Annotated in this window: 5 protein-coding genes; all 5 read right to left on the reverse strand. The window is 49.6% G+C overall.

The window, feature by feature from the left end:
• Positions 1–940: 940 nt before the first annotated feature.
• Positions 941–4,360 carry a PAS domain S-box protein gene (locus GF404_04110; protein ID MBD3381362.1) on the reverse strand — a complete coding sequence of 1,140 codons (3,420 nt, stop codon included), beginning with the start codon at positions 4,358–4,360 and terminating at the stop codon, positions 941–943.
• A 197-nt stretch (positions 4,361–4,557) separates the two neighbouring features.
• On the reverse strand, positions 4,558–5,511 hold the full coding sequence (locus GF404_04115; GenBank protein ID MBD3381363.1) for an arginase: 954 nt from the start codon (positions 5,509–5,511) through the stop codon (positions 4,558–4,560).
• 6 nt (positions 5,512–5,517) lie between these two features.
• Entirely contained in the window at positions 5,518–6,036 is a 519-nt protein-coding gene (locus tag GF404_04120; GenBank protein MBD3381364.1) for a DJ-1/PfpI/YhbO family deglycase/protease, read from the reverse strand.
• A gap of 37 nt (positions 6,037–6,073) precedes the next feature.
• Positions 6,074–6,511, reverse strand: coding sequence for an OsmC family peroxiredoxin (locus GF404_04125; protein ID MBD3381365.1), 438 nt, complete (start codon positions 6,509–6,511; stop codon positions 6,074–6,076).
• Between the two features lie 46 nt (positions 6,512–6,557).
• Positions 6,558–6,863 (reverse strand): SufBD protein (locus GF404_04130; protein ID MBD3381366.1); only part of this gene is annotated, 306 nt, incomplete at its 5' end.

The following is a 6,863-nucleotide window of genomic DNA, read 5'->3' on the forward strand; positions in this document are numbered from 1 at the left end:
ATGGTACGTATTTCTATGTCGACGAGTGGGACATGAGCCGCTACGAGTTCAATGGTGATAAGGATGGTACAGCCTCGTTCGATGAGGATGTGATGGGGTTGGAGTACGATGGGTCTTACCTGTGGATGCAAAACGATCAGAACCAGATCAAGTGCTACGATATCAGCGGATGGCCGTCTATAATCGAGATTCCGGAAAACAGCATCACTCCCCCCACACCGGATTGCCGGGGGCTGTTTTTTGACGGGCTATATTTCTGGACAGCAGAGAGCCTGGAAGGAGAACTGGGCAGGATCTTCAAGTTCGATTACGATGGAAATATTCTGCTGGAACTGTGGGAGCCGGCTTTTCGGGGCTGGGGAGTCTGCCTGGTCGAAGTTCCTACCCCGCCGTGTGTCCCGGAGAACCCATTTCCTCCGGACAGCGCGACAGATGTTTCAATCGAGACCGATCTGTCATGGCAGTGTTCAGACTACGATCCGGCTGAAGTTGGATTCAACCTGTATATGGGAGAGACGGAACCATTGACACTTATTGCCGAAGACCTGCATCAGAACAGTTTCAGTCCTGATTCCATGTTTAATCCGCAGACCGATTACATGTGGCAGGTGATAGCCCGCGACCAGGACAACGACACCACTGTCAGTCCGATCTGGACTTTCACCACAGAAAGTGTATTTATCTGCGGAGATGCTAATTCCGATGAGTTAGTGGATGTTTCCGACGCAGTGTTTATCATCAATTACGCCTTTGGGGGCGGTACAGCTCCTGATCCCCTGGAAACGGGAGATGCAAACTGCGATGACAGCGTGGATGTTTCCGACGCTGTGTATATCATCAGTTACGCATTCTCGGGCGGTAATCCTCCCTGCGACATCGATGGCGACGATGTCCCGGATTGTTAGTATTACCAGTGGTGTAAATCAGTCAGACAGTTAATCTAATCAGAAAATGCTTTTTTGATCGCAGATCCGAGTTCAGAGGCCTTATATGGTTTGGCGACCCTCCCGACGAAGCCGAATTTCTGGTAGTCGGCCATGACCGGGTCGGTGGAATACCCGCTCGACACAATCGCCCTGACACCGACATCGAGCTTGCGCAGGTCCTGCAGAATTTCCAGCCCGCCCCTGCCACCCGGGATAGTCAAATCCAGAATCACCAAATCAATCGGTTTATCATTCGCAATCGAATTTTCATAAACTTCCACCGCCTCGTTGCCGTCGCATGCTGTCAATACCTCGTAGCCCAGACGCACCAGCACCGCTCCTGCCAACTGGCGGATATTGGGTTCGTCATCGACAATCAAAACTCGTCCGCTCCCGGTAATGGGTTTTTCAGACTGCTTGAACTGACTGCTGATTGTTTTGTCAGTGGCAGGCAGGTAGATATGAAATTTCGTTCCCTTACCAGGTTCCGATTCGACCTCGATATGACCTTCATGCTGACGGATGATTGAATAGGTGCTGGCCAGTCCCAGGCCGCTGCCACCCGACTTGGTGGTAAAGAATGGATCGAAAACTTTCTTGAGTATCTCCGGTGGTATACCCGATCCCTGGTCTTGTACCGTTATATGGATATACTCACCTTTGGGTAGTGGCAGACTGCTTTCAGTCAAAAGAGTCAGGTTCTGTGCCCCGATACTGATCTTACCGCCTTCGGGCATCGCCTGCACGGCGTTGATCACGAGGTTGTTTATCACCTGGCTGAGCTGACCCTGGTCCACCTCGACTGCGCGCAGATCCTTGGCAAAATCATAATCGCATCTGACGCTGGCGCCGTGCAATGAAAACGCGACCGTATCGCGAATCAACTCAGTGATATCGGCGGTCATTTTTACCGGCGCACCACCTTTTGAGAATGTCAACAGCTGGCGGGTCAGATCCTTGGCCCGTTCGGTCGCTTTTTCGGCTTCATGAAGCGGTTTTGCCAATTCGGAATCCGGCTCGACCTCCATCTGCGCCAGAGAAATATTACCCAGTATCGCCACCAGGATATTGTTGAAATCATGCGCGATTCCTCCGGCCAGGACCCCGATCGATTCGAGCTTCTCGGCCTTGAAAAGCTCTTCCTCCATCCGCTTGCTGTCGGTGATATCCATGATCAATCCGACAATCCTCGTAACTTCACCGCGATCATTGCGTACTTTCGGAATCGCCTCTACTTTCAAATGCTTCATCCGTCCGGAAAAATCTCTCATGCGATATTCACACAGGAGCTGATCAGTTTTTCCACTAAAGAAATCCCGGTTCAGTTGTGCAACACTTTCGATATCATCTTTGTGTACCCTGGCTTTGATCCATTCCGGCAGATCTACGCCCTCAGGGATTTGATCGAGCGGATATCCAAGCAGGTTGGACATAGCGTGTCTCATAGTTCCTTTGTCGTCGGAATCGTTGGCTATATCGAATACATACGCACCGGTCGCCTTAATCGCCATGCTCAACCGTTCCTCGCTGTCCTTAAGCGCTTGCTCGGCCAGCCGGCTCTCTGTGATATCACGCAGAACGATCATTGCAAGAAACTCTTTGCCCTGAAGTACAGTGCCGGTCACTTCCACAATTTTATCTTTCCCCCCCACCGCCTGTAAGCTGATTTCGTAGGGAGCAATTTTTTCACCTTCAATCCGCTTCTTCATGTTTTCACGAATGATGTCACGGGATTCAGGGGCAACATAGGATAAATCGAGTGCGTTTTTGCCTATCAACTCATCCTTACCGACACCGAGCCATTCGGTCAGAATGCGGTTGGCGGAACATATTTTGGTTTCTTCATCGATGAGAATAATTCCATAGGGCGACAGCTCGAACAACGATCTGTAGCGCGCTTCGCTTTCCACCAGGGCTTCTTCGGTGCCAATCTGGGCGGTTATATCCATCACGATGCCCTGGAAATGGGTCACCTCGCCATCGATGTCTCTTCTGATCCATGTCAGGTCGCGAATCCATTTCATCTCATCCTGACGGGTGATGATTCGATAGGGACGATGGGTAAAACTGTAACGATTTGGCTGTGAACTGAAATCCATGACCTCATGCATAACCCGCTCGAGATCCTCGGGATGAATCAATTCGTCATAGGAAATCTCTTTTGAATAGAAATCTTCAGCTCTGTAACCCGTCAAATCGTAGATATTCGATGTAGAAAATTCAACCGGCCAGCCCTCGTCGTTTCTCCACAGCACGGCGACTACCGGACTTTTTCCGATGATCTTATGGGTTTCGGTCAGTTCGTGTTCGATCCGTTTCTGCTCAGTGATATCCTGAAGTGCGCCATACATCCGCACCGGCTTGCCGGAATCATCGTAATCAAGGCTGGCGCGTGAACGGACATAACGCAATTCACCATCAGCACGAATCAAGCGATATTCTACATCGTAAGGATGATCATGTTCGATCATGGCCTTGTTGTACTTATCAAATCTTTCGAGATCCTGGGGATGGATATGTTTGCGGACCAGCTCAAATGTTGGTTTTACCTGCCCCGGCTGGTAACCGAATAGTTTGTACTGCTGATCAGACCATTTTACTGTATCGTCTTCAAGATTACGGCTGAAACTTCCGACTACCGCTATTCGAGAGGCTTCTTTAAGCAGTCTTTGGTTGGATTTAATTCTTTCTTCGGCCTGCTTTCTTTCGGAGATATCCCGGGCTGTTGCCAGCCAGACTTTCCTGCCCCTGACTTCCACCAGGTTCAAGTTTATTTCTGCCGGGTAAATACTGCCGTCTTTTCGTCGATGGTTTACCTCAAAGCGTACATTGTCGCCGATCTTGAGTTGCTTCCAGAACAGCTTCTTGTCATCTCGCTCAAGGCTTTCAGCATCGATATCGGCAACCTTCATACTCATCAATTCTTTGCGTGAATAACCGGTATTTTCGCATGACTTATTGTTGACCATGACGAAATTACCATCTTCATCGTGCGCAAAGACAGCATCCGCGAGATTTTCGATCAATATCTGAAAACTTGATTCACTCTTTTGAAGGGCGGACAGCAGTTCTTTGTGTTCGGTCAAATCCTGGATGGAAATATATAGTAATTCCTCATCATCGGCATTCATTCGCACTGATCGAACTTCCGCCGTAAATGTCTCGCCGTTTTTTTTGCGGGCCTGCATGACCATCTCGAATTCGCTCGGACTGGAATCAATCAGATCATTTATCGTATCCTTATCGAGGGGAAGTACCAGATCCTGCGCTTTCAGTTTTGACCATTCCTCAGGTCTGTACCCAAACAACCTGCAGGCAGACTTATTGGCTTCGAGTATTGAGCCATCGGAGCGCTCGATCAGGATAGCATCCTTAGATGCTTCGAATAACTTGCGATAAACTAAATCTCTATTGATTTCGACAGGTCTTTTCATTTAGTCACGCCCCGCACAGGTTACATCTTTTTAGATTTCCGATCTTAAATTGCAATTTCAGTGATGATAGAAACTGATGGCTCTATTTTTCAATAATTAAAAGTGTATTCTCAGTCTTTATCGGAATATAACCAGTATACCTGAGAAAACCAACAGCGAATCTGTCGCTTTATTCGAGTATGCGAGGGTGAAAGAACTTACCCCAGAAGTGGAACAAGATAGTTTAAAATCACCATGGCGGCCAGTTTTGAGGTCCGGCCGTTGATATCCGTTTCAGGATTGACTTCTGTTATTTCGAGGATCCGCGAGCGCTTGTCGGAACCGGCCACACGCGCCATTTCACAGACTTCCTCGGCAGTCAGTCCAACCGGGTATGATGCGCTCACACCGGGAGCATCCATTGAACGGACAACATCCAGATCGAAACCCCAGAATATCGCCTCGGCCTCATGATCGGCCAGTATTCCGCTCATGAGCTTTTCAATGCCTTCTTTGCGCACCTCTTTAAGCGGATAATTTCGTACCCCCAGATCTCGCAGGAATTGACGGTACTGAGGAGAATTGACGATCTCCTTGTTACCCAGTTCGATAAAATTCTCTGGATTGATATATTTCTGCTCAAGCAATTGACGATACGGAGTCCCGCTGTTCGGTCGCTCGGATTCGCGCACATCGTAGTGACTGTCGATATTGAACGCCAAAATATCATCGTACGATTCAGCCAGGGCCCGGCAATCGGGATAGGAGATATCGTTGCCCCCACCCAAAATCACAATGCGCTTGGAATCGGATAACACTTTCCGCACGATTTCAAGCAGGTTGTGGTGGATGTTTTCAAGTGAACACTCGGTTACGCAGTCGCCCAGGTCGAAAAGACGCCTGCCGTGTAATTCCGCCGGCAGGGGAAACCTGTAGAGCGCCTGGCGGATTTCAGCCGGGGCTTTCTCAGCACCCGGACGACCCTTGTTGCGCTTTACTCCGATATCCTGCGGACACCCCAAAATTACCAGATCGGCCTCAGCGTAATTGTCCGGGTCGTGCTGAACATATTCGCCCAGACGCGGATCGTTGGGATCATCGTGGCTGTAAAACAAGTATTGACCCGGGCGACGTGTAGCTTCAAAAATATCTATTGATTTGAGGTCAGTCATGCAGGATCAACTCTCGAGCGCCGATATTATCGTTTTGCAGAACGCGGGAAGATCGCCGGGATGACGCGAGGTAATCAGGTTACCGTCCACCACAACCTCATCGTCTCTGAAATCGGCACCGGCATTTACCAGATCGTCCTTGATCGAGAAAAAACCGGTCACTGATCTGCCATCGATAATTCTGGCCGATGCCAGCATCCATCCACCATGGCAGATCGTGGCAATTGGTTTTCCACCGTCGTTCATCTTCTTGACAAAAGCGACCATATCCGGGTTACGGCGCATTAAATCGGGTGAATATCCGCCCGGTATAATCAGAGCATGGAAATCATTGGCAGAGGCCTGATCGATAGTCATGTCGGCATCTGCAGAGGTGCCTCTTTTCCCCTTGTAGCTGTGCTTTTCGGGCGCGACTGAGGAAACATCCGCTTCAGCTTCTTTCATCCGCAGATAGGGGTACCAGAATTCCACATCCTCGTACATATTTTCTAAAAATACAGCAACTTTTTTACCTTTTAAAGACATCTCAGCCTCCTTTGCTTCCGATGTCAAAGAAAGAATATTACACTTTCATCGAGATCGTCTCAGCCTTGAGGCTGATGTCGACACCGGCCAGAGCTTTTGAGACCGGGCAGTTCTTTTTGGCCTTCTCAGCCAGGTTCAGAAACTTATCGTCCTCGATATCGACCAAATCGACAGTGGTATGGAGGCTGACCGATTCAATCTTGAACCCCTCGCCTTCCTTGACCAGCTTGACCTTGGCATCGGTCTCGATCTTGCTCGGATTATGACCGGCTTCGTTTAATATCTTGGCAAAGGCCATCGAGAAACACCCGGCATGAGCCGCACCTATCAGTTCCTCCGGATTCGTTCCGATACCGTCCTCGAATCGGGATCCGACCGAATAGGATCCGACATAAGCACCGCTCCCGAGTTTCATCTTACCTTTACCGTCCTTGAGACCGCCTTCCCATACTACTTCCGCTTTGCGTTCTATCATGACTTCCATCCTTTCAAATTAGATATTCAGGATTAACGTTCTTATATCAACTCAACATTCCGTTTATAATCAGGTCGACCGCGTCATCTTCGTTTAAGCCACGCGCCATCAGCGTTTCGAGCTGTTTGTTGTCGACACTGCCGATAGCCGCCTCGTGGGTGACATGGGCGCGGGGATGTTTGACCTCGACGATCGGGATGGCTGTGGCGACACCCTGATCCTGGATGATCTCCTTGCAGTCGACATGACCACGGGCGTATTCGGCTTCGGCCACCAGTGTATTGTGCACCTCGGCCCGGGCAGTATCCCTGACCGCTATCTTGGAGGTCAGCACGCCTCGGGCATGATGACC

Source organism: Candidatus Zixiibacteriota bacterium, assembly GCA_014728145.1.
GTDB lineage: Bacteria > Zixibacteria > MSB-5A5 > JAABVY01 > JAABVY01 > WJMC01.

Excerpts from the sequence above, each read along its gene's own strand:
- GF404_04110 (MBD3381362.1), bottom strand. The coding sequence starts at position 4,360 with ATGAAAAGACCTGTCGAAATCAATAGAGATTTAGTTTATCGCAAGTTA.
- GF404_04115 (MBD3381363.1), bottom strand. The coding sequence starts at position 5,511 with ATGACTGACCTCAAATCAATAGATATTTTTGAAGCTACACGTCGCCCG.
- GF404_04120 (MBD3381364.1), bottom strand. The coding sequence starts at position 6,036 with ATGTCTTTAAAAGGTAAAAAAGTTGCTGTATTTTTAGAAAATATGTAC.
- GF404_04125 (MBD3381365.1), bottom strand. The coding sequence starts at position 6,511 with ATGATAGAACGCAAAGCGGAAGTAGTATGGGAAGGCGGTCTCAAGGAC.